This is a genomic window from Shewanella loihica PV-4 (assembly GCF_000016065.1).
GTDB lineage: Bacteria > Pseudomonadota > Gammaproteobacteria > Enterobacterales > Shewanellaceae > Shewanella > Shewanella loihica.
The window spans coordinates 1,049,472-1,072,797 of sequence record NC_009092.1 but is presented as its reverse complement, the minus strand read 5'-3'; the positions used below and the strand labels follow the sequence as shown (position 1 = coordinate 1,072,797).

At 51.8% G+C, this 23,326-nt stretch carries 13 protein-coding genes; 10 read left to right on the top strand and 3 right to left on the bottom strand.

Features of this window, described 5'->3' with window-relative positions:
- Positions 1 to 68: 68 nt before the first annotated feature.
- The 3 genes from SHEW_RS04810 (at position 69) to SHEW_RS04800 (ending at position 5,749) form a co-directional block, all read left to right on the top strand.
- On the top strand, positions 69 to 3,668 hold the full coding sequence (locus SHEW_RS04810) for a S8 family serine peptidase (RefSeq protein ID WP_011864740.1): 3,600 nt from the start codon (positions 69 to 71) through the stop codon (positions 3,666 to 3,668).
- A 379-nt stretch (positions 3,669 to 4,047) separates the two neighbouring features.
- On the top strand, positions 4,048 to 4,962 hold the full coding sequence (locus SHEW_RS04805) for a tetratricopeptide repeat protein (protein WP_011864739.1): 915 nt from the start codon (positions 4,048 to 4,050) through the stop codon (positions 4,960 to 4,962).
- A 145-nt stretch (positions 4,963 to 5,107) separates the two neighbouring features.
- Positions 5,108 to 5,749 (top strand): class I SAM-dependent methyltransferase, encoded by a 642-nt coding sequence (locus SHEW_RS04800; protein WP_041406441.1) that lies wholly within the window; start codon positions 5,108 to 5,110, stop codon positions 5,747 to 5,749.
- 39 nt (positions 5,750 to 5,788) lie between these two features.
- On the opposite strand, the gene amrS is transcribed toward SHEW_RS04800, so the two are convergent.
- The gene (amrS, locus tag SHEW_RS04795) at positions 5,789 to 6,877 is read right to left on the bottom strand and encodes an AmmeMemoRadiSam system radical SAM enzyme (RefSeq protein ID WP_011864737.1); all 1,089 of its coding nucleotides are present in this window, start codon (positions 6,875 to 6,877) and stop codon (positions 5,789 to 5,791) included.
- 62 nt (positions 6,878 to 6,939) lie between these two features.
- Between amrS and amrB the strand changes: the two genes are divergently transcribed.
- The 3 genes from amrB to SHEW_RS04780 all read left to right on the top strand — a co-directional run bounded on the left by amrB (position 6,940) and on the right by SHEW_RS04780 (position 11,764).
- Positions 6,940 to 7,740 (top strand): AmmeMemoRadiSam system protein B, encoded by an 801-nt coding sequence (gene amrB / locus SHEW_RS04790; protein ID WP_011864736.1) that lies wholly within the window; start codon positions 6,940 to 6,942, stop codon positions 7,738 to 7,740.
- Entirely contained in the window at positions 7,718 to 8,293 is a 576-nt protein-coding gene (gene amrA / locus SHEW_RS04785; protein WP_011864735.1) for an AmmeMemoRadiSam system protein A, read from the top strand. Before amrB ends, amrA begins: the two co-directional genes overlap by 23 nt.
- Before the next feature lie 405 nt (positions 8,294 to 8,698).
- Positions 8,699 to 11,764: a putative Ig domain-containing protein gene (locus SHEW_RS04780; protein ID WP_041406438.1), complete on the top strand. Its 3,066-nt coding sequence runs from the start codon at positions 8,699 to 8,701 to the stop codon at positions 11,762 to 11,764.
- A 630-nt stretch (positions 11,765 to 12,394) separates the two neighbouring features.
- On the opposite strand, the gene SHEW_RS04775 is transcribed toward SHEW_RS04780, so the two are convergent.
- Both SHEW_RS04775 and SHEW_RS04770 read right to left on the bottom strand, forming a co-directional pair.
- The gene (locus SHEW_RS04775) at positions 12,395 to 13,408 is read right to left on the bottom strand and encodes an IS110-like element ISSlo1 family transposase (protein WP_011864733.1); all 1,014 of its coding nucleotides are present in this window, start codon (positions 13,406 to 13,408) and stop codon (positions 12,395 to 12,397) included.
- A 270-nt stretch (positions 13,409 to 13,678) separates the two neighbouring features.
- Positions 13,679 to 15,538, bottom strand: a complete 1,860-nt coding sequence (locus tag SHEW_RS04770) for an amidohydrolase (RefSeq protein ID WP_083764343.1) — start codon at positions 15,536 to 15,538, stop codon at positions 13,679 to 13,681.
- 1,431 nt (positions 15,539 to 16,969) lie between these two features.
- On the opposite strand from SHEW_RS04770, the gene SHEW_RS04760 reads away from it, so the two are divergent.
- The 4 genes from SHEW_RS04760 to SHEW_RS04740 all read left to right on the top strand — a co-directional run bounded on the left by SHEW_RS04760 (position 16,970) and on the right by SHEW_RS04740 (position 23,225).
- Complete coding sequence (locus tag SHEW_RS04760) at positions 16,970 to 17,623, top strand: hypothetical protein (RefSeq protein WP_011864731.1); 654 nt, start codon at positions 16,970 to 16,972, stop codon at positions 17,621 to 17,623.
- Positions 17,624 to 17,712: 89 nt separating this feature from the next.
- Positions 17,713 to 19,179 (top strand): DUF5677 domain-containing protein, encoded by a 1,467-nt coding sequence (locus SHEW_RS04755; RefSeq protein ID WP_011864730.1) that lies wholly within the window; start codon positions 17,713 to 17,715, stop codon positions 19,177 to 19,179.
- A gap of 680 nt (positions 19,180 to 19,859) precedes the next feature.
- A complete protein-coding gene (locus SHEW_RS04745) occupies positions 19,860 to 20,321 on the top strand; it encodes a DNA polymerase III subunit chi (RefSeq protein WP_011864729.1) in 462 nt (153 codons plus the stop codon).
- 24 nt (positions 20,322 to 20,345) lie between these two features.
- Positions 20,346 to 23,225, top strand: a complete 2,880-nt coding sequence (locus SHEW_RS04740; RefSeq protein WP_011864728.1) for a valine--tRNA ligase — start codon at positions 20,346 to 20,348, stop codon at positions 23,223 to 23,225.
- Positions 23,226 to 23,326 lie beyond the last annotated feature (101 nt).

Genomic DNA, 23,326 nt, shown 5'->3' with positions numbered 1-23,326 from the left:
TGAGTCTTCACATGATTGGGATAGCCAATGTTGGCTATCCCGCTTCTCGCCACTATTAAGGTATTCAAATGAAATCAAGTCGTAGAAATTTGTTACTGAGTGCACTCTCGGTTGCCATCGCCAGCGCTTGCTATGCCAACCCTGGCGCCGCAAGCTTTAGCGATGATACCAAGCCACTGCAAACCATTATTCCCGGCCAAGAAAAACTCAAACTCGAACGCGCCGATAAACAACGCAGCGACGGCATGTACTTCGTCCGCTTCAAGGAAGCCCCGGTCGCCAGCTATGATGGCTCGCTGGCGGGCTTTGCCGCCACCAATATTCAAGTCAACCAGTCAAACAAGCAGGCATCTGGTCTGCTGAACAGCCAGTCTAAGGCCAGCCTGCAATACAGAGGCTACCTGAAACAGCAGCAAGCCAAGATCAAGCAGAGACTAAACGGCAAACTCAAACGTATTCTGACCCCGACCCAGGAATACCAGCTGATCGTCAACGCCATGGCGGTAAAGCTTAAGCCGGGTGAGGCCGACATCATAGCCAAAGACCCTGAGGTTTTGAGTGTCGAGCCCATAGGCCTGCACTTTATTCAAACCTCCACCGGGCCCGAATTTATCGGCGCCAAGCAGGTCTGGCAGGGCGATGAAATCGTCGAGGCTACTAAGGGGGAAGGGGTTATCGTTGGCGTGATGGACACAGGGATCAACGCCAATCACCCCTCCTTTGCTGAGGTGGGCGCCGATGGCTACCAGCACAAGAACCCCCTAGGCGACGGCCAGTACCTGGGGGATTGCCAGCAGTACAGTCAGTTTTGTAACGGCAAACTCATAGGCATCATCAGCTATCCCGAGCTTATCCAATATCGTCAGGACACGGCCGACAGCCTGGACGATCCCGCCTATGAGGATCTCGCCAACAAGGTCAAGGTGGGCTATGACTTCAACGGACACGGCTCCCACGTGGCCTCTACCGCGTCGGGCAATATACTGCACGACGTCAACTTCTATCTGCAGGTGCAGGAGGAGGATGGCACTATCATCGCCGAAAAGAGCGCCTTCGAATTTGACGCCATCAGCGGCGTAGCTCCCCATGCCAACTTGGTTTCTTACCAAGTGTGTGACGATGCCGGCTCCTGTTATCCGGAATTTACCCTCAAGGCGATTGAACATGCCATAGAAAACGGGGTACAGGTGCTCAACTACTCTGTGGGCGGCTCGGCCAAAGACCCTTGGTCCTCCATCGACGCCGAAGCCTTCCTCAACGCCCGCGAGGCGGGTATTCATGTGGCGGTGGCCGCGGGTAATGCGGGCCCAAGCGCCAGCACAATAGGTTCGCCGGGAAACGCCCCCTGGGTGACGACGGTCGCCGCCTACACCCACGATCTCGAGTTTAAACAGAAATCCCTCACCAACATGAATGGCGGCGAGACGCCACCCGCCGACATGATGGGCTTTGGCGTGACCAAAGGGGTGAGCGGCAAGGTGGTTCTGGCGGCCAGCGTCAATTCCGACAACGCCCAGTGCACCGACCCTTTCGAGGCTGGCAGCTTCGATGGTGAGATCGTCGTCTGTGAACGCGGAACCAACGCGCGGGTGCGCAAGGGGATCAATGTTAAAGAAGGCGGCGCCGGCGGCATGATCTTGATAAACATGCCTGATGGTGTAGATTCGCTGCACAATGACAACCATGTTCTGCCTGCCATTCAGCTTAATGCCGCCGATGGCGAGCGTCTGACCCAGTGGCTGGCCAGCGGTGAAGGTCACCAGGCGACAATTGAAGCCTCAGAAACCACCAGAAACGCCAGCCTGGGTGATATCGCCGGGGTCTTCACCTCTCGCGGGCCTAACCTGCCCTATCCCAACATCTTCTCGCCAGATATCGCCGCGCCCGGGGTCGATATCTACGCCGCCAACGCCGAAGACAGGCTGTTCGAGGGGCAGATTGGCCATATTCCATTCGCCAGCTTGTCCGGCACCTCTATGGCCACGCCCCATGTGACCGGCGCCTATGCCCTGCTTAAGGCCGCGCATCCAGACTGGACACCGGCTCAGGCGCAATCGGCCTTCATGAGCACCGCCCATCAGACCACCTACAAGGACGATGACTATGATGGCACCCTAGAACGCTCCGACTTCTTCGACCAGGGCGCGGGCAGCCTGCGTATCAACCAGGCATTAAAGGCAGGCCTGCTGCTGGATATCGACAAGGCTGGATATCTGGCGGCTAATCCTGAGATGGGCGGCGATCCCAGTGCGCTCAACACCAGCTCCATGGTGCAAAACCAGTGTATCTCCAACTGCAGCTGGACCCGCACCGTCACCGCGACCCAGGCCAGCAGCTGGAGCGCCGAGTATGAATATCTCAATCCAGGCTTCACCCTGGAGGTGACCCCATCGAGCTTCTCCCTCAACGCGGGGGAATCTCAGGTGCTCACCATCAAGGCGACCGCCAACATTAACCTGGTGGATGAGTGGGTGCACGGCTACATCAAGCTTAACAATGCCGATACCAGCATGAGCGACACCCACCTGCAGGCCACCATAGGCTTCAAGGCCGGCCAGGTGGCCGAGGAAGTCAGCGCCGAGATGAACAATGTCGACAACCAGCTGGTGATCGAAGATATCTTCACCTCGGGCAGTAATGCACTCCAGGTCAAGGGCTTCGGCCTGTATAAGGCGCAGTCCTTCACTGGCAGCGCGATTGGCTCCTCTAACGATGCCGAGCGTGGCAGCCCGCACTCGAATCCTGAGGTGATCTTCAGCGTGCCGACCGTGGTCAAGCCCTACACCAAACGCCTGGTCGTAGAGATAACCGACACCACCTCACCCGACATGGATCTCTATGTCGGCATAGATGAGAACGGTGACGGCATGCCTGATGCCTATGAGATGTACTATTCACTGCTCTGTCTGAGCGGCGAGGTAGACTCTAAGGAGCGCTGCATCCTGGAAAACCCGCCAACCGGCAACTATTGGATATTTGCCCACAACTATGAGGGCAGGGTCGAGGATGAAGCCGACGAGGTGACCTTGGAGATCACCCATGTGAACTACAGCAATCAGGCGAGTTTCGACATCACGGCGCCAAGTCAGGTAGCACAGGATGAGCGCTTCGACGTGAGCCTGTCGGTCAACGGCTATCTGGATGACAGCCTGAGTCTGCAGCCGCTTGAAGCCGGCGAGACCTACTATGGCCTGCTCGAGATGGGCACCACAAGCGAGCTTAAGCGCAACATAGGCGCCACCCTGATCAAGGTAAAAGGCCTAGAGCCGGTTGAGGTGCCGCAAAACACCGCGCCCGTGCTGGCCAATCCGATTGCCGACCTTCAGACCCAGCTAAGCGAACAGGGCAGCGCAGTGGTCAGCCTAGATCTCAGCCAGGTCTTTAGCGACGCCGAGGGCGATACCCTCACGCTATCGGCGACGGGTGTCGAAGGGATAACCTTAGATGGTACTCAGCTTGAGATGAACTTTACCGCCAGCGGCGAATACCCAATTGTCATCTCGGCCAGCGACGGGGAACTCAGCACAGAGACGCAATTTACCGTCACTGTGACAGCGGCGCCGATAGTACCTGTCGAGCCACCGAGTGAATCGAGTGGCGGCGGCAGCCTAGGTTACTTCACCCTGCTACTGCTTGGTCTCTCAGGCCTTAGACGCCGCCAGCGCTAATGGCGAGTGGTGACTAACGCAGTCGTTTAACCAACCACCGGCAACAGGGACGTTTGCCGGTTTTTTTAGCTCATCCTATTTCCCCAACACCGAATCTCCTCTCTCCTCTCTCCTCTCTCCTCTCTCCTCCTCTCGGCGGTCAACATCAACAGTCATCAGCAAATTCGGTGGCTAACTCATCGAGTCGCTCAGCGGCTAATTCACCAGCTAATTCACCAGCTAATTCACCAGCTAAGTCACCAACTAAGTCACCAACTAATTCTCCACTAAGTTCGGCAACTAATTCGGCTACAGATTCGCATAGCCATCGATATCTTGTTAGTGTGGTAGCGCGGCCTAAGTGCCGGATTAGATATGATTACTGCCAAAGGACTCTGTTATGTTACGTTCGTTGACCGTTTGCCTGCTGTTACTCCTCGCCCCCGCCTTCCATCTCGCCGCCGCTCAAGCGCCTGCGGCTAAACAAGAACCTGCGGCTAAGCAACAAGTGCCCTTAACCCAACAAGAGGCCTTGCCCCACTCCCAGACGCCTATCCTCGACCGTCCCCTGGTGGAGCGTTACATACTGGATGAACTCAAGGCATTGAGGATGGAGCAGCAAGATCTCGAGCGCCGCCTGACGGTGGAGATCACCGACCGTGAGCTGGCGGTGGCCGACAAGTCGCTGAACTATGCCAACGTGACGGTAACCTACTTCTTCTACATCATCGCGGGTGTCGCATCCTTGATCGCCTTCATCGGCTGGCAGTCGCTTAGAGAGATCAAGACCAACACCGCCAAGTTGGCGGCCGAGCAGCTGCAATCCATCACAGAGCAATACGAGGAGAAGTTTAAGGTACTGGAGCAAGACCTTAAGCGTAAGAGCCGCATCATCACCAAGAACAACCGCGAGATCGAGATCATCAACGAGATCCACACCCTCTGGCTACACGCCCAAAGTGCCCAGACCCCAGAGCAGAAGATCGCCGTCTATAACGAGATCCTCACCATACGCCCGGGAGACCTCGAGGCGATGACCTACAAGGCCGATGCCGCCATGGAGATGCGCGAGTTTAACTGGGCGCTGAGCCTATGTAACCGGGTGCTTGAGGTCGACGGCAGCAACGCGCACGCCCTCTATCAGCGCGCCTGCGCCTTCGCCTGTCTGGGCCAGGAGGAGCGCGCCCTGTCGGATCTTGAGCAGGCTATAGAAAACAGCGTCTCCTTCAAGGAGGTGGCCGCCAACGAGGACGACTTCAGCAACCTGAGAAGCAACCCCAGGTTCGACATACTGATCTCCTCCAGCGAGAGCTAACAATTAGACGCTACTAGGCAACAAACCTCTCCCTAAGCAAAGCGGCGCGGGTGTCCCTTTTCGCCGCTAACGCCCATACTTAAATAAGCCATTCATCATATGCCGCCGTGAGCCTATGGGCGCGGCGTGTGAACGGGAGGCCGATATGTCACGTATCATCGCCTACTGTTACGACAGCTTCATGCGCGGGCCCGAGCAGGCCTGTCTCATCGACTGGCGCCGTAACTTACTTAGCCAGGTCAGCGGCCGGGTGCTGGAAATTGGCGCCGGTACCGGAGCCAGCCTGCCCCTCTATCCGAAAGGCGCAGATCTGGAGCTGGTGCTGACCGAGCCCGACATCGACATGATGCGCCTCTTGGAGAAGGCCGTCGCCGAGCTACCAGATAGCCATATCACCCTGCTGGACTGCCCGGCAGAGTCCATCGACAGTGAGGATTCGAGCTTCGACTGGGTGTTTGTCTCCCTGGTGTGCTGCACAGTCCATGACCTGCCCGGGACCCTGGCGGAGATCTGGCGGGTACTCAAACCCGGCGGTCGCCTGCTGTTTCTCGAGCATGTCGCGGCAGAAAAGGGCACTCGCAGGCGTCGCTGGCAAGACAGACTCAACTTCATCTGGCGCCGTATCGCCGGCAATTGCCACCTCAACCGCGAGACGGAGGCGCAGATCCGTAGCGCGGGCTTCGAGATAGAGTCGATCACCCGAGAGAGCATGCGTAAGGCGATGCCCCTGGCCAGACCGACGATTCGCGGCGTGGCGCGAAAGCCCTTAGCCCCATCTGAGCCCTAAGCCCTATCTGAGCCGCAAGCATCATCTCAACCATTCACCTCAGTCGCGATGGATCCGCACCGCGATCCGCCGTGCACCGAAATCCTCCCGCACCCTGGCAAAGCGTCCCGGCAGCGGCGCGCCGCAGTATCGGCAGGTACCCTGCTCATCCAGCGCATATTGCCCGAGCTGATACCAGTCACGCTCGATCAGGCGTTTGTGACAGCTGGCGCAGTAAGTGGCGTCGGAATCTGGGTCATGCACATTGCCGCAATAGACATAATGCAGGCCGTGATTGAGGGCGATACGCCGCGCCCGTTGCAGCGTGCTTAGCGGTGTCGGCGGCCTGTCCAGCAGCTTAAAGTCGGGGTGAAAGGCGCTGAAATGTAGCGGCACATCTGGCCCCAGGTTTTCCACCAGCCACTGACACATGGCATTGAGCTCCTCATCGCTGTCGTTCTCGCCGGGGATCAACAATGTAGTTATCTCAAACCATACCTGGGTCTCATGCTTGAGATAGAGCAAGGTCTCGAGCACAGGTTGCAGCTGGCCGTGACAGATCTTGTGATAAAACGACTCGCTAAAGGCCTTAAGGTCGATATTGGCCGCGTCCATATACCGATAAAACTCAATCCTCGGCGCCTCACAGATATAGCCCGCGCTCACCGCCACGCTCTTTAGCCCAAGTTCATGGGCCGCCTGGGCGGCATCGATGGCGTATTCCATAAACACCACAGGATCGTTATAGGTAAAGGCGATGCTCTTGCAGCCATGGCGACGGGCGGTGGCCGCCAGCTCGTCTGGCATGGCGCTGTCACACAGGGTATCCATCTGGCGCGACTTACTCATGTCCCAGTTTTGACAGAAGAGACAGCTCAGGTTGCACCCGGCGGTGCCGAAACTCAGCACGCTTGAGCCGGGGTAGAAATGGTTTAGCGGCTTCTTCTCGATAGGGTCGATACAGAAACCCGAGGAGCGACCATAGCTGGTCAGCACTATCTCGCCTTGATGGTGCATGCGCACGAAGCAGGCGCCGCGTTTACCCTCGCGCAATGTGCACTTGCGCGGGCAGACGTCGCAGCACACCCGCCCGTCATCCAGGGCATGCCAATATTGGGTCGGAAAGTATGCCGGTGGTGCAGTTAACATGGGAGTTTGCCTGTCGTTGACCTACACTGAAAGTATAGTTGACGCCCTGCTAGGGGAGAGAGATGAAGTACCGACAAGCCGCCGTCGCCGGGCGATTCTATCCGGCAGAACCAGGACTACTCACCCAGCAACTTATCCACTATTTCGGCGAGGCCCCCAGCGTTCACATTATCCCTAAGGCCCTCATCCTGCCCCATGCGGGCTATCTCTATTCCGGCGAGGTGGCCGCCAAGGCCGTAAACCTGCTGCGCAACCACCCAGACGGCTATCGACGCGTCGTCCTGCTGGGCCCCAGCCACTATGTGGGCCTCAACGGCTGCGCCCTGCCCCGCAGCGACAGTTTCATCACCCCCTTGGGTGAGATCCCCATCGACAGAGTAGGCATAGAGCTGCTGCTCAACCGGCGTCTCGCCATCGCCTCCGACATGGCCCATCAGAGAGAACACGCCCTGGAGGTGGAACTGCCGCTACTGCAATTCTGTCTGGACGACTTCATCCTGCTGCCCGTGGTGGTGGGCGGCGCCAGCCCAGAAGCCGTGTGCCAGCTGATCCAGGCGGTCGCCGATAGCGATACCCTGATCGTCGTCAGCAGCGATCTCAGCCACTATCACCCCTATCTGGATGCCAACCGGATAGACACAGATACCCGCAGCCACATACTGGCGCTCGACCCACACCTGGCACCGGAACAGGCCTGTGGCTGTCATGCCCTCAACGGTCTGCTGGCCTATGCCAAGCTAATGAATTGGCAGATAAAATGCGTCACCCACACCAACTCGGGTGACGTGACCGCGCGCGCCCAGGCCCGCCGCCCGAGGGATGATGAGGAGGTGGTCGGCTATGCCAGCTTCGCCCTCTATTGAACTGACCGCCAGCGACAAGGCCTGCCTGCTGGATCTAGTGTGGCAGGTGATAGATGCCGGGTTAACACAGGGTGGATTGACGCTACCAGAGGCTCCCGAGAGTGAGGCCCTGCTCACCCCCGCCGCCTGTTTCGTCACCCTACACTCTTCCGGTGAACTCAGGGGCTGTATCGGCCGGGTAGATGCCTGTGAGCCCCTGTGGCTGTGCGCCTGCGAAAACGCCTATGGCGCCGCCTTTAAGGATCGCCGCTTCGCCCCACTGCGGAGTGAAGAGCGCGAGTCGCTCACCTTAGATATCTCTATCCTCTCGCCGCTTACGCCTATGGTAAACCAGGGGGAAGCGGCCTTGCGCTCCAGCCTGCGTCCCAACATCGACGGCCTACTCATGGATGATGGCCACCACCGCGCCCTGTTTCTGCCCTCGGTATGGCAGAGCCTGCCAGATCCCAAGGACTTCGTCGCCGCCCTCAAACAGAAAGGCGGCTGGCCCCAAGATTATTGGCGTGACACCATCACGCTGCAGAGGTTTACCACTCAGGTGGTGAAGGATTGAATGCTCTCCAATGTTTAGTTTTCACACCTTTCAGACTTTCTCGACTTTCCTTATTACTTATAAATTTCTATCCCTCTTTGGCGTGTACAAAATTCAACCAACCAGAGCGATGATAATTTAATAAGTTCGATTGCAGATCCAGCAACAAGGGCATTTGGCACATATCGAACTCACCTTCGAATACAATTAAGCTAATACTAAAGTTAACAAGTTTAATTAAAAATGTTGCACTTTTGTTTATAAGCCTGTATTTTTCTCGCTCAATTATTCTGTTCATTTCCTCAACTAATTCAATAAAGCGAAATGCTCAAAATAATCGCTAACGCTAATATAAGCGGCGAATAAATAGCACAATGACTTTGGGTGTGCTTTAGGAATTTTTACTTTAAATGGATGTTGCCCCATATGATCACCACTAAACCTCTCTGTTGGTTGGCTGCTCTCGGCCTACTGTCTTCATTTCAATCTTACGGCGTTGTCTATAGCGAAGCTCAAACGGCGGCTATCACCGAAAATATGCAGCATGCACTGGCCGTTGAAAATACAGGCATAGTTAATGAAGGTCATATTCATGACATTTATCAATTCTATGCATCGAATAAGCTAGCAGTAGGCATAGACGATCATTACTTGCATACTTTTTTTGCAAAGGATGACAACACCATAAGCTATATGGGTAAGCAAAGCATCGGTGAAGAGGACTACTATAGCAACCGCGACAATATCTCTTTGAGTCCTGATGCTAAGTTTATGTATTTAAAGAAAAGAAAAGACAATATCTATCAGATCGAGGTGATGAGCTTAGATTCTGAGAATAAAGAGTGGGAAACCAAGTTTACCTATACCAGCATAGGGACTCAGTCTATCGATTATGGTACCCAGAGCCAGATCTCTGACGATGGAAACTATCTCTTTATGTGGAGTAGCTATCAAAGAAATCTATCTATTGCGAAGAGAGATAAAGTGACTGGCGAGCTTAGCCCTTTAATACTGGTCAAAAGCGATAAACTCCCCTCAAGAGTGGAAGGAGTTGAATATGATGAAGCCAACCAGACTTTGCTCATTTTTGGCCAAGGCAGCCCCTATGACTCGACCTCGGCATTAATTGCACTCAAAATCGACTCAATAAATGGATCGGCAACCGAAATTGCCCGACTCCCACTGAGCGGCACCTACCAAAATATTGATTACATCCAATTTGATCCTAATACCAAGAATATATTTATCACTGAGAGTGGTAATATTAACGTCTACCACTTAGATGAAACCAATAACACGTTAACGACCAGCTACAGTGATTCTACCTACAATACTTTCAATACCTATGTAAGCAGTAAGTCAGTCAGGTTAATTGACGGCAAGTTATTTGTTCAGCAAAGTAATAATCTTGCCAAAATTTATCGCTTTAATGGCGGTACTTCACCCTCTTTTTCACTGGAAGACACAGTCACCACCAGTGTCTATTTGAATCAACTGGCAATCGCAGATGGACTCGGCTGGAGAATGATGAATGAAAAGGCCGAACTCTTTGCCAACAGCTCCACGGCTTATGACTTTGTCAAAAAAGATACCCTCGCCGATGGTCAACAAAATATGCCAATATTTGGTAATTCAAGAACCCAAATCGCCTTTATCGAGTCACTCGATATCATTGTTGCTATTGATAGACAAGGCATCTATTCAATGCTCGCCGACGCAAGCGCTCAAACCCCACTCTATTCTAAGACATGGGAACAATTGGGTTTCGATATTAATGCATCGCCTTTCATAGATAGGGTCGTCGTTAAAGGCAATAACATACTCCTCGCGGGGAGATATTTTAACTTTACACCGAGTTCGCAAAATGACCGCTTTATGGCCCTTAAGCTCGATGATAAAGGGGTCATTTCGACAGAGGTGAAACCACTGACCGTATCGGGAAATCCATTTTACTACCAAAGTAACAACAATTCTGCCCAGTTTGACCCGAGCAGTGGAGTCGCGGCATTTCTGTCACAAGATGGCGGCTATGCATTTTTTAGCCTGGATGCGGACAATAATCCAACCTTTATCGACACCTTAGACTCAGCCCTCTTTAACACTTATTACTACTATAGGAGCATAGGCTTCGTCGACGGAAAACCCTATGTCTGGGACAGAGAAAACGCTAAATTCTATTTCGTCGATGTCGATGTTGCTAACAAGGACGTCGATCTTGGAGATGGCATAGATCTTTCGGGTTCGGTCCCCAACGACGCAGTGATCATCACAAACGGCAAGAACATCTATTTTATAAACGACTCCGCAGTATCGAGTTATAAGATCAATTACGATCTCAGCCTGTCATTTATGTCGACCTCTTTTGTTTCAGGGCTTTATTCCAATGACTTAACCTTCATATCTGAAGATTACGTCGTAAACGCCAATTATAATAGTCTGAACAGCTATGCTATCGACAGACAAAGCGGCGCCTGGAAAAAGCTAGAGAGCATCATGGCTGAGGATTTAGGTGTGTCAGGCTTAAATACCAGCAAGATAGCCTATGGCGACTCGGTAAAACAAAACCTGATCTTTAACGCGAACATTAATTACTCCACCAACATACTAATGCGTGCCGATCTCGCGACCAGCCCCGTTTTGACCTCTGCGCTCTTGCCCCTACTAGCGAATGAAGGTGAGAAAGTCGAACGTAATATCAGCGAGTTTGTATTTGACGCCGACAATGATGATCAACTCATCTTTAGTTCTGCCAACCTACCTTCTGACGCCGAACTAACTGAGTCGGGCGTGCTCACCTATGACACGACAAGCCATGACTCGGGTGAACTCGATATCCTGGTGACCGACAGTAATGACATGACACTCAGCATAAGCTTGCCTTTCTTGGCTAACAGGGCACCAGTCGTTGAAGCCATAGACACCTATTGGATCAATCCAGGAGAGAACATCACCTTTAACCTCGCCGATGCGGTAAGCGATTCAGAGGGCCAAGACTTCAGCTTTACAAAGGATGAAGGCTCGGCGCTTGAGGTGAATGCCCTCGGCATGGCTTACGGGCAACTCACCCAGGCAGGTGAACATCAGGTACTCGCCACAGTTACAGACACCTTAGGTGCCAAGGCCTCTGTGTCTGCTACCGTCCAGGTGAATTCAGCCCCAACAGCTTCTGGCCTAGGTGCGGTGTCACTCAAAGCTGGCGAAGCCGTCTCTCGCGATTTAGCCAGCGCATTTGCCGATGCAGATGGTCATACCCTTAGCTTCTCAGCCATTGGCCTACCATCGGGTATCAGTCTGAGTGCACAAGGCCAACTCAGCGGTAGCAGCAAGGTCACAGGTAAATCAAGCGTAGTGGTAACGGCTACCGACACCATGGGACTGAGCATTAGCGCAAACCTCTCAATCGATATCAAAGAAGAGAGTTCAGGTGGCGGTAGCCTGGGGTACCTGGTCTTGCTGCTCCTCCCATTGGCCATCCGCAGAAAATTCCATTAATGGTTAACCTTGGCCTTTAGCTCGATGGCAAGACGCTCATCAGGTTAGAGGCGCTCCCTTTGCCTAGATTCAATGGCACCCAAATCCCCCACCACCCTGGGGGATTTTTTTTGCCGCAATACGCGGCGAGGGATTTGCCGCTTATCATCGCCGTCCGCAGATGCATCTACACTCGGTATCCAACGTCTCTTCGACTTGGCTGCAATGTTGCCGATTGGGAAGGAGATTTTGGCCACATTTGTATTTGCTGGAGATTTGAAGGTCGTACCTTCATGGCAATCTATCGCCTGCCCAGCGGGTGCTGTACATGGAAGTACGAATGTCGTGATCACAGGGAAGTGAAGGAACGACGTATGTGCAAACACTATTTTGGCTCGCCGCAAGCACATATATGGACACCTCGGATAGATCAAACATTTTGTGAGTAACAGAAAGTAATACTGCGTACGTATATCCGACCTGTTTGTGAGCATCATTGTGCTCTGGCCTTAATGAGAACCGCGCCTTCGCTGCTTATCGTCCGTTCGGTGTTACAACACCTTGTGCTCTCTCAGCATTTACGAAGGCCGGTATTACCTGTTACTTCATTAATTGTGTTCGGTTTTTAGGGTATGTAATTGTTCTTGTTGTTTAGCTAGGTCTGTACTCCGTTTTGTAGTAAAGCATCGCCCAAATTATCCTGGCGAGTTTGTTGGCCACAGCTACCGCCGCTTTCTGTTTGCCTCTTCGTTCAATGACCTTTCTTGCCCAGACAGATAACCTGTCGTCATTATTCTTTGCATAGCGTATGACAGACCAAGCACCTTGAATCAGCTGTCGTCTTAGATAGCTGTTTCCCCGCTTGGTGATAGCTCCTAATTTCTGTTTTCCACCACTTGAGAATTCTTTCGGTACCAGCCCCAAATTTGCCGAGAAATGTCGCCCATTTTGATACCCAGAACCATCACCAGCGAACGATACCGACGCCGTAGCAATAATTTCAGCGACACCTCGTATGGCGGTTAACCGCTTGGTATCTTCATGATTTCTTGCCTGTAGTCGAATCTCTTTTTCCAGTGCTTTAATCGAAGCATTGATGGCATATAGCTCATCAAGTAACTCTCTGATATACCTGCGGGCGGTGGTGGTTAGTGAGTTATCGGCATCTTCGAGTAACTCAGGTAGAGCAAGGTTGAGCGGGTCGCGGCCTTTGGGAATAACAATGCCGTATTCACTCAACAATCCACGTATTTGATTGGTCAACGCGGTTCTGACACGAATACGACGCTCGCGAATTCGATGGGAAATAATGATATCGACCTGCGCTAAGGTTCTTGGCTTAACGAAGATAATGTTGGGGCGCATCGCAGCCTCACAGATTGCAAAGGCATCATTGCGGTCATTTTTATTGCCTTTCACGAAGGGCTTCACATGCTGTGGTGGGATAAGTTTTACCTCAAATCCACGCGACAACAGCTCTCGGCCCCAATAATTTGAGCCACTACAGGCTTCCATGGCAATCACTGCATCTGGATACTGAACGAGCGTTTTCAACAGTTGAGTGCGTTTAACGGTGCGATTAAAGAGCGTTTTACCGACTTGATTGACACCGCAAACCTGAAGAACATTTTTTGCCAAATCGATACCAATTAGAGTAACTTTCATAGTGGACACCTTTTGTTGACATTGAACCTTGTAAATTCAATATGGCGCTTTTGACGCCGACTTCACAAGAGGTGTCCATCTCATCATCCATGTGGGCTCTGCGAAATCATCTGACCTCCACGGATGGAGGGAATGCCGAAAATGTCGGGAACATTTTCGGCCCTGCTTTCGAAGGCCAAAATCGTGTTTACACTGAGTATCCAACGTCTCTTCGATTTGGCTTCATTGCTATCGATAGGGAGCACATTGATACGAGCTATCGAAAAAAAACTAAATGCCGTCTCTATACCTCACCTTACCATCCATGATGGTGAGCAGCACCTTAGCCTTATAGATCTCGTGTGGGTCTATCTCGAACAGGTTCTGATCCAGCACGATAAGATCCGCCAGCTTTCCGGTCTCCAGTGACCCCAAGAGTTGTTCCTTACCTATGCCGTAGGCAGCGCCATAGGTATTGGCGCGGATTGCTTGAGCAACCGTGAGGCGCATCTGTTCACCGCCTAGGATTGGCATATCCGGCTCGCCCAGCATCTGCCGGGTCACCGCCTGGGTGATGGCATTGAGTGGTCTAAAATCTGCCACATAAGATGCCGCTGGGAAATCCGAGCCCAGCGACACGTTACCGCCGGCTTCGAGTATTGCCTTGATGGGGAAGAGTCGCTGCATCCGCTCCTCGCCAATTCGTTGGGGCGTTATCACCCCAGTGTATGGATCGAGTGCCATCCATTGACCCGTAGTGTCATAGGTGGCATCAAGAGCCTTGAATCGTGGATAGTCATCGGGATGCACTAAGATGGCATGGGACGCCACCGCGCGCCGCTGCCACTCAGGGTTGCTATTTTTCGCCAGCTCAACCGCATCAAGAAACTTACGCACCGCCATGTCACCGAAGCAGTGGCAGATAAGATTTAGCTTCTCTTTATCAGCCCGCACGGCGGCATCGTTAATCACATCGAAAGGGATCACAGGTGGAGGACTTGCCTTAGGGTCATCGGCATATCCATCGACCAACAGAGTACTGTATTTATCATCGTCTCCATCCATGTTGATCTTAAGGGCGCTCACCTGCACCAGCCCCGTCTGATTCTCGTCGCGCATTTTCTTGGCGATGGGGACAGGATCTATACTGGCATCGTTCCAATAGAAGCTGCCGTATACGCGAATCGTTAGCGTGCCGTCTTGCTCGAAATCTTTGAGAATGCCTATGGCGGTATCCTGGTCCACCCCGGCCCAACCAAAGTCATGGACGGCGGTAATACCCGCCTTGGTATATTCAGGAAACCAAGTTGCCATCCCCTCGCGAATATAGGCATCATTGATAGTGACAAAATGCTTAAATATCTGAACTTGCGCCGGTACTTCGACGATATAACCAGTAGGGTTGCCCTCCTTATCACGCTCGAAGTAGGAGACCCCTGGCACAGTATCCGGCGTATCCTTATTCAGGCCCGCCATCTCCATCGCCTTGGTATTTACCCAGGCGGAATGACCATCCACCTGCCATAGATAAACGGGTCGGTCGGGTATCACGGCATCGAGCATGGCCGCCGTCGGCTCCCCAGGGCCATAGGTGTTGGGGCGAACGCCCCAGCCATTGATAAAGTTAAGCTCAGGATTCTCATCGGCATAGGCCTTTAGCTTGGCCAACATATCCTCCATGGAGTCAGTCTGTAGATCCGGGCCATGCAATATGATCCCTTGGGTGGTGGTATGAAAGTGCCCCTCAACGAAACCAGGTAACATCAACTTACCCGCAAGATCGACTGCCTGTGTCGACTTCCCCACGTAGGGCGCGGCTCCCTCATTGCTGCCTACATAGACTATCTTGTCGCCCTTGATAGCAATTGCCTCGGCCCAGGAGTTGCTGGCATCGACTGTGTAGATCTTGCCATTGGTGAACACCATGTCGGCTTGCATGACATTGGCCTCAAGGCCTTGTGGCGGATTCTTGGTTGCGCAGCCTACTAACACAGTGGCCGAAAGAACAAGCAGGCTAATCATCATCTTCTTGAGTAACATAGTGACCTCATTGGTATTTAGTAGGGTGAGACACTCAAGCATCGCACTGATGCCCGCCTTAACAGGGGCATTGCTTGCTAACACGCTAATTAACACGTTAACTAACCACATGATTTAACGTTATAATTTTATGTTTACGCCTCACCTAAAACTGTCCTAAAAAGTGTAGTTCACCTCCCCCTCCCGTCAACAAAGCCGTCAATTCAACAACGCCCTTCGATTTAACCTAACCGCCTACCCAGCGGGAATGGAGGACATTGTGGTTAATGTCAGAAACTGAAGGTTAGTGCATAGCGTTGTGGCTATTGGCTAAGTGAAACTGAAGGTCGTACCTTCATTGTTACCTAACGCCTGCCCGGCGGGGATGGAGGACATTGTATTTAATGTGTGAAAAATTGGTATTAGCGCATAGCGTGGTGGCCGTTTGCTAAGTGGATTTGACGGTCGTACCTTCATTGTTACCTAACGCCTGCCCGGCGGGGGATGTGCAAGCACTCTTTTGGCACGCCGAAATTCCGTCCCTGGAGGCTTCACGGCGGCGTCCATGCCGCCGAGAGCCAAAAGTGTGCTTACACCCGTATCTAACGTCTCTTCGATTTGCCCTCATTAGGTGCCCATTGGTGAGAAACATTCGGCCACATTTGTATTTGCGGGGGATTTGAAGATCGCACCTTCATGGCAATCTAACGCCTGCCCGGCGGGGGTTGTGCAGATACACCTGTGACACGCTGTGCGCCATCTGACCTCCAAGGATGGAGGGAATGCCGAGAAATGTCGGGAACATTTTCGGCCCTGCTTTCGAAGGTCACCGGCGTATCTACACTCGGTATCCAACGTCTCTTCGATTTGGCTTCATTGTTGTCGATTGGGGAGGAACATTTGGCCACATTGATATTGGCGGGAGATTTGAAGGTCGAACCTTCATGGCAATCTAACGCCTGCCCGGCGGGGGCTGTGCAGATACACCTGTGAGACGCCGTGAATAAATCCCTTTAGGCTCTGCCGAAACATCCCTGTTTCGGAAGCTCACCGGCGTATCTACACCCGGTATCTAACGTCTCTTCGATTTAGCTTCATTAGTTATCGATAGAAGAAACCAAACACGCTTTTGGCGCGGCGATACTGACCTACATGGATGTAGTGAATGCCAAAAAATGTAGGGAATGTTTTTGACCATGCCGCCGAGAGCCAAAAGTGTGCTTACACTCAGTATCTAACGTCTCTTCGATTTAGCTTCATTGGGTGGCATTGAGACAAGTTATTATTTTTAAGAAAAAAACGAACAAAAATGTGACCGAAGATGTTGATTACTACCTGACCAATAGCTTAATGTGTAACCAATCAAGGACAGAGCTAGGCCAACTCGAATCAAACATCGACCACGCCATTCAGGGAATGAAAAAGCCAACCACCATACGCCGATCACCTCCCATAAAAGTAAACTCTGACCCCATTTATTTACATGCTTGGTCTCCTACCTTACAAGGTAGCGCACCTTGCAAGACCTAACCAACAAATTGTTATAAATCAAAAGGATGCGCAATGACATTTATTGCAATTGATCCGCCCACTGGCAAAACCCATGATGCTGACTGGTTTCACCTGAATAGAAAGAAGATTGGACTATGTCCAGTGTGTGATTCTGAGATGGAATTGCGTGCTGAGAGTTCGATAACAACAGCCGTGCACTTTTGGCACGGAATGGGTGCAACCTGTCCTTCTATCAAAAAGAATCGCAAAAAATACGAAGACCTTCCTCCCTCTGCTATCGATAAGCAAGCCGGCGAAATGTTACGTGCAGAGGTAAGAGAGCATATCTACACAATTTATCAGGCATGCAGCTCTATCGTTGACGGTCTCAAGTATGCGGAGTTTCGAGATCTTATAATCAAGGCTGGTGAGAAGGGAGTTTGGGATTACAAGGGGTTTGAGCTCAACTATGTTCCCTATGTACTGGTTACGTTCCACGACATATTCTACGCCAAGGGCAGTAAGCTCCGAGACGAAAAATACTACATTGTTTTAGAGCCTTCGATTCGGTGCCTAGATGATCTTTGGAACAAGCCCCAGACAATCAAACAAGCGGTATGGAAAGTATCACCAGAAAAAGGGGTCATTGAAGCTCTTCCAATCAAGCCTGAGCTAGATCCAGTTCCAGGCTGGTTTAAAGATGCTTCGAGAAAGCTGCCAATATAATTTCTAACAAATGCAGGCAAGGGATGGTCCTGACGTCGCGCCCCTGCTGCTGGCGTTAGCTGTAATTAATCATCAGTATTAGGTGGGTTATGGCAGGAAATAAAAAAACACGGAAAAAGAAACCTTCGAAAAGTGGTAAGAATAGAACGGCTCTGCTCGAACACAAAAAAGTAGGTTCTGAATTACAGCCAGGTTTTGCACAATTAGGGGATAAAATGACGTTCTCTTCTTGGTCCAATGAGCGTCTCCCCGAAATGTTGTGGGCTGCGATTATCCGCGTTATTCAAGACCAAGATTCGGCAATCGTTGAATTTAGGAGGATAATTACATTTGTTTCAGAGAATTCAGAAAAAGAGAAACTATCAGATCTCTCTATTACAGGGATCTCAAAGTTAGATGAAGAGCTACGGAACGAGTTTTTGGATTTCCTAACGTCGAATCCCAAAACAGCGTCAGCCTTAACTGTTTTAAAGTTATTTAAAAACTTGCCAGCAAAAGAGTCTTGGCTCAAGTTTTTACCACCATGTGAGCCAGAACTTAATATTTTGATGGCTGCAGTTGGTATGTGCTTACCTCATCAGTCTCAACAGGCTACGGATTGCCGTTGGCTCAAATTAATGTTAATGGTTGTAGGTGGTAAATTTCAAGCACCAAGAGAAATGGTTGAACCTTGGATTAACTACCCTTATGAGGGCGATCAACGAAGAATTCGCCCTTCCATCCGTTCGTGCGAAATGGCTATCAATCCGATAGTCGAGCAAGATTTAACATGGTCAAACGATTTTTGGGCTGAGGCATGGGAAAACACCCCTTGTCTAGAATTAATTCCCGAAAGTGACACTAATTCCGAAGAACGTTGTTGTGATTTAGATGACATCCATAAACTTAGAGGTGAGTTGAAAACACACTGGGGAAAAACTCACACTACAACTGGAGTTGATGCTAAGCACGACGGAGTTTTTGGTACAGCATTTTACGCACTATCGATATTGAGTGAGATAGTATCGGTTGGAGTTAGCACCGGAATTCTTGCAAGGTTAGGGCTGAGAACCATTTTAGAAATTCATATCGGTCTTAGATATTTGATTCAAAAAAATGACGATCAACTTTGGACCAAATGGAGAACTTACGGAGCAGGTCAAGCCAAACTAAACGCGTTGAAATTTGATGAGCTTATAGATCCACCAAAATTTATTAATACTGAAACGCTAGAATCTATTGCAGGCGAAGACTTGTGGGAAGAGTTCATCAATATTGAACTTGGTAGTTGGAGTGGATCTGACCTAAGAAAATTGAGTGATAAGGCAGGCTTAAAATCTTCTTATGACCAATTTTACTCTTGGTCATCTACATATTCGCACGGAACTTGGGGGGCTATCAGGGAGGTTTGCTTTCATACATGTGGTAATCCACTACACCGGTTACATAGATACCCTAAGGAGTCAACACTGCCCGATACGCTTCAAGATGCGTGTGTTTTAGTAAACGAAATACTAAATGACTTAAGTGTAGTGTACCCAACATTTAGTCCTCGTTTACTGGGAGAAAATAGCTAACATTCTATTTAAAAGTGATTCGCAACGCTTGGCATTTTTGCTATGCGTTGCGTTTAGTGTTTAAGGTGGTATGCAGTAACTTCTGTATTGCGTTGCTCACACCTTAATAGGGCGTTAGCTGATAGAAATATTCATCTGAAACTCACATATACAGAACTAAAGTTCTAACGCGGATATGCCTAAAACATTGATGCATCCATGCACTGCACCTGCCACCAAGCCATTCAAAACGATGAAGCATTAGTCTTCAGCGAGCTTGACTCTATCCCAACTCAAAAACCTATGCTTACCAAACGCGGGCAAATCGAAGAGAGATAATAACCCAGTGTAGATATGGCTGAGGGTATCGAAAACAGGGATGTTTTCGTTAAGCGGCCATGGATGGCGCACAGCGTCCCGAAGCCGTATCTGCACATAAGCGAGCCGCAGGCTATTCATAACAATGAAGGTTAAAGCTTCAAACACATTCCCCGCCGGACAGGCGATTGATACCAGTGAAGGTTCGACCTTCAAACAAACCCAATAAATGCCAATGCAGCCAAACGCTGCAAGCAACAAAAATATTACCCAATTTGTTATTCGACAAATCCCCTCCCCCTCTGGTTTAACAACTCACTTTTAGTGTAAAATCCTCTCTTTCGTCAACGCCTAGCCAGACACGAGCGACATAGAGCCAAATAATGCCTAACGCCTTGTTTTACTTGATGCCACAAGCCAGTTCTGCCGCAACCAATGTTGCCAAGGCGGAGCAAGAGAGTGTCTATCTTTTCGCCTGCCGACTCGCCGAGCAGGCGTATCGTGGTCAACAGCTGGTGTATATCCACTGCAATGACCAGCAGCAGGCCTATGAAGTTGACGAAATTTTATGGCAATTTGAACCCAGCGCATTTGTGCCCCATAACCTCAAGGGCGAAGGGCCGACGGGTGGCGCACCGGTGGAGATAGGCTTCGATAAATTGGGCCCCAATAAAAATCGTCACCTTCTGATTAATCTTGCAGACCAAGCGCCGCAATTTGCGGTAAACTTTGGCCAGATTATCGACTTCGTTGCCAACGATGCTGCCATGAAAGCGACCGCGCGCGATCGTTATCGCCAGTATCGCGAGTTAGGGATCCCCCTGACGACCCAACAACCAAATTAATTAGTTTGAGAAGCACACGCTCCTATGGAAAAGACATACAACCCACAGTCAATCGAACAGGCTCTGTACCAGAACTGGGAAGAGAAAGGATACTTTAAGCCCCACGGCGATGAGTCGAACGGCAATTACTGCATCATGATCCCGCCACCAAACGTGACCGGTAGCCTGCACATGGGTCATGCCTTCCAAGACACCATCATGGATACCCTAATCCGTTACCAACGCATGAAGGGCAAGAACACCCTGTGGCAGGTAGGTACCGACCACGCGGGTATCGCCACCCAGATGTTGGTGGAGCGCAAGGTAGAGGCCGAAGAGGGCAAGAGCCGTCACGACCTGGGCCGTGAAACCTTTATCGACCGTATCTGGGACTGGAAAAACCAATCTGGTGGCACCATCACCAAGCAGCTGCGCCGCCTGGGCGCCTCGGTCGATTGGGATCGTGAACGCTTCACCATGGATGAAGGCATGTCAGCCGCGGTACAAGAGGTGTTTGTGCGTCTGTACAACGACGACCTCATCTACCGTGGCAAGCGTCTGGTTAACTGGGATCCTAAGCTACACACAGCCATCTCAGACCTCGAAGTCGAAAACAAAGAGAAGCAGGGCAGCATGTGGCACTTCCGCTACCCGCTGGCCGACGGCGCACTGACCGCCGACGGTAAAGACTACCTTGAAGTGGCTACCACGCGTCCAGAAACCATGCTGGGCGACAGCGCGGTTGCCGTACACCCAGACGATGAGCGCTATCAGTCGCTGATCGGCAAGTTCATCCTGCTGCCAATCGTTAACCGTCGTATCCCTATCGTCGCCGACGACTATGTGGACATGGAGTTCGGTACCGGCTGTGTGAAGATCACCCCGGCTCACGACTTCAACGACTATGAGGTAGGTAAGCGTCACAACCTGCCCATGTTCAACATTCTGACCATAGACGCGGCCATCCGCAGCCAGGCAGAGGTGGTTAACTCAGATGGCACCGCCAACGACGAGCTAGATGGCAGCCTACCAGAGCGCTTTGCCGGCTTGGACCGTTTCAAGGCCCGTACCGCTATCGTCGACGAGTTCGAGTCACTCGGCCTGCTGGGCAAGATTGACCCGCACGCCCTCAAGGTGCCTTACGGCGACCGCTCTGGCGTGGTGATCGAGCCACTACTGACAGACCAGTGGTATGTAGCCGTGGCCCCAATGGCCAAGACCGCCATCGAAGCGGTTGAGAACGGTGACATCAAGTTTGTGCCGCAGCAGTATGAAAACATGTACTTCTCTTGGATGCGCGACATTCAAGACTGGTGTATCTCGCGTCAGCTGTGGTGGGGTCACCGTATCCCGGCATGGTACGACGAGGCCGGTAAGGTATATGTGGGCCGCGACGAGGCCGAGGTACGCGCCAAGCATAATCTGGATGATTCAGTGGTGCTGCGCCAAGACCCAGACGTGCTGGATACCTGGTTCAGCTCGGCGCTGTGGACCTTCTCAACCCTAGGCTGGCCAGACGATACCGAGGCCCTCAAGACCTTCCACCCAACCGATGTGTTGGTGACAGGTTTCGACATCATCTTCTTCTGGGTGGCGCGCATGATCATGATGACCATGCACTTCATCAAGGATGAAGATGGCAAGCCACAGGTGCCGTTTAAGACGGTGTATGTGACCGGCCTTATCCGTGACGAACAGGGCAACAAGATGTCCAAGTCTAAGGGTAACGTACTGGATCCGCTGGATATGATCGACGGTATCGATCTCGAAGCCCTGGTTGAGAAGCGCACCGGCAACATGATGCAGCCTCAGCTGGCGGCTAAGATCGAGAAGAGCACCCGTAAAGAGTTTGCCGACGGCATCGAGGCCCACGGCACCGACGCCCTGCGTTTCACCCTGGCAGCCATGGCCTCTACCGGCCGTGACATCAACTGGGACATGAAGCGTCTGGACGGTTACCGCAGCTTCTGTAACAAGATCTGGAACGCGTCGCGCTATGTGTTGATGAACACAGAAGAGCAAGATTGTGGCCCTCAGTCTCCAAACGGAAAAGCTGACGGCGAAATGCAGCTGTCACTGGCGGATCGCTGGATCGTCGGCCTGTTTAACCAGACGGTTAAGGCCTTTGACGAGCACATGGAAAACTACCGTTTCGACCTGGCGGCCAACACACTGTACGAGTTCACCTGGAACCAGTTCTGTGACTGGTATCTTGAGCTGACCAAGCCAGTACTGCAAAACGGCACCGAGGCCGAGCAGCGCGGTACCCGTCACACCCTAGTGACAGTACTGGAAGCCATGCAACGTCTGCTGCATCCTATGATGCCATACCTGACAGAGACCATCTGGCAGCGCGTTAAGCCGCTGGCAGGCGTCGAGGGTGACACCCTGATGCTGGCCGAGTTCCCTGTATATCAGGCAAGCAAGGTAGATGAAGCCGCCATGGCGGATCTTGAGTGGGTCAAGCAGGTGATCGTTGCCGTGCGTAACATCCGCGCCGAGCTGAATATCGCCCCAAGCAAGCCGCTCAATGCCATGCTACGCAGCGTCAGCGCGCAAGACAAGGCTCGCGTCGAAGCTAACCAGACTTTCTTCGCCACCCTGGCCAAGCTGGAGTCGATGACGATTCTGGCGGACGGTGACACCGCGCCTATGTCGACCACTCAACTGGTTGGCGAGATGGAGCTGTTGATCCCTATGGCAGGCCTTATCGATGTGGCCGCCGAGATGGCGCGTATCGACAAGCAGTTTGAAAAACTAGTGGGCGAAGCCAAGCGTATCGAAGGCAAGCTCAATAACCAGGGCTTCGTGGCCAAGGCGCCGGAAGCGGTTATTGAGAAGGAGCGCGCCAAGCTGGCCGAGTTCCAACGGGATATGGACAAGCTATGCGAGCAGAAAGCCGAACTGGCTAAGCTCGAAGGCTAATCCGGTTTGAGATACTAAAAAGGCAGTCAGTTGACTGCCTTTTTTCTTACCCGCGATTTTCTTCCGGGCCGTTTAACGCATCAAATACCTAACTCTGGCAA

What these genes read in the sequence shown, in the direction of transcription:
- SHEW_RS04770 (WP_083764343.1), bottom strand. Translation starts at nt 15,538, where the DNA reads ATGTGGTTAGTTAACGTGTTAATTAGCGTGTTAGCAAGCAATGCCCCT.
- SHEW_RS04755 (WP_011864730.1), top strand. Translation starts at nt 17,713, where the DNA reads ATGGCAGGAAATAAAAAAACACGGAAAAAGAAACCTTCGAAAAGTGGT.
- SHEW_RS04800 (WP_041406441.1), top strand. Translation starts at nt 5,108, where the DNA reads ATGTCACGTATCATCGCCTACTGTTACGACAGCTTCATGCGCGGGCCC.
- amrB (WP_011864736.1), top strand. Translation starts at nt 6,940, where the DNA reads ATGAAGTACCGACAAGCCGCCGTCGCCGGGCGATTCTATCCGGCAGAA.
- SHEW_RS04760 (WP_011864731.1), top strand. Translation starts at nt 16,970, where the DNA reads ATGACATTTATTGCAATTGATCCGCCCACTGGCAAAACCCATGATGCT.
- SHEW_RS04745 (WP_011864729.1), top strand. Translation starts at nt 19,860, where the DNA reads ATGCCTAACGCCTTGTTTTACTTGATGCCACAAGCCAGTTCTGCCGCA.
- amrS (WP_011864737.1), bottom strand. Translation starts at nt 6,877, where the DNA reads ATGTTAACTGCACCACCGGCATACTTTCCGACCCAATATTGGCATGCC.
- SHEW_RS04805 (WP_011864739.1), top strand. Translation starts at nt 4,048, where the DNA reads ATGTTACGTTCGTTGACCGTTTGCCTGCTGTTACTCCTCGCCCCCGCC.
- SHEW_RS04780 (WP_041406438.1), top strand. Translation starts at nt 8,699, where the DNA reads ATGATCACCACTAAACCTCTCTGTTGGTTGGCTGCTCTCGGCCTACTG.
- SHEW_RS04740 (WP_011864728.1), top strand. Translation starts at nt 20,346, where the DNA reads ATGGAAAAGACATACAACCCACAGTCAATCGAACAGGCTCTGTACCAG.
- amrA (WP_011864735.1), top strand. Translation starts at nt 7,718, where the DNA reads ATGCCAGCTTCGCCCTCTATTGAACTGACCGCCAGCGACAAGGCCTGC.
- SHEW_RS04775 (WP_011864733.1), bottom strand. Translation starts at nt 13,408, where the DNA reads ATGAAAGTTACTCTAATTGGTATCGATTTGGCAAAAAATGTTCTTCAG.
- SHEW_RS04810 (WP_011864740.1), top strand. Translation starts at nt 69, where the DNA reads ATGAAATCAAGTCGTAGAAATTTGTTACTGAGTGCACTCTCGGTTGCC.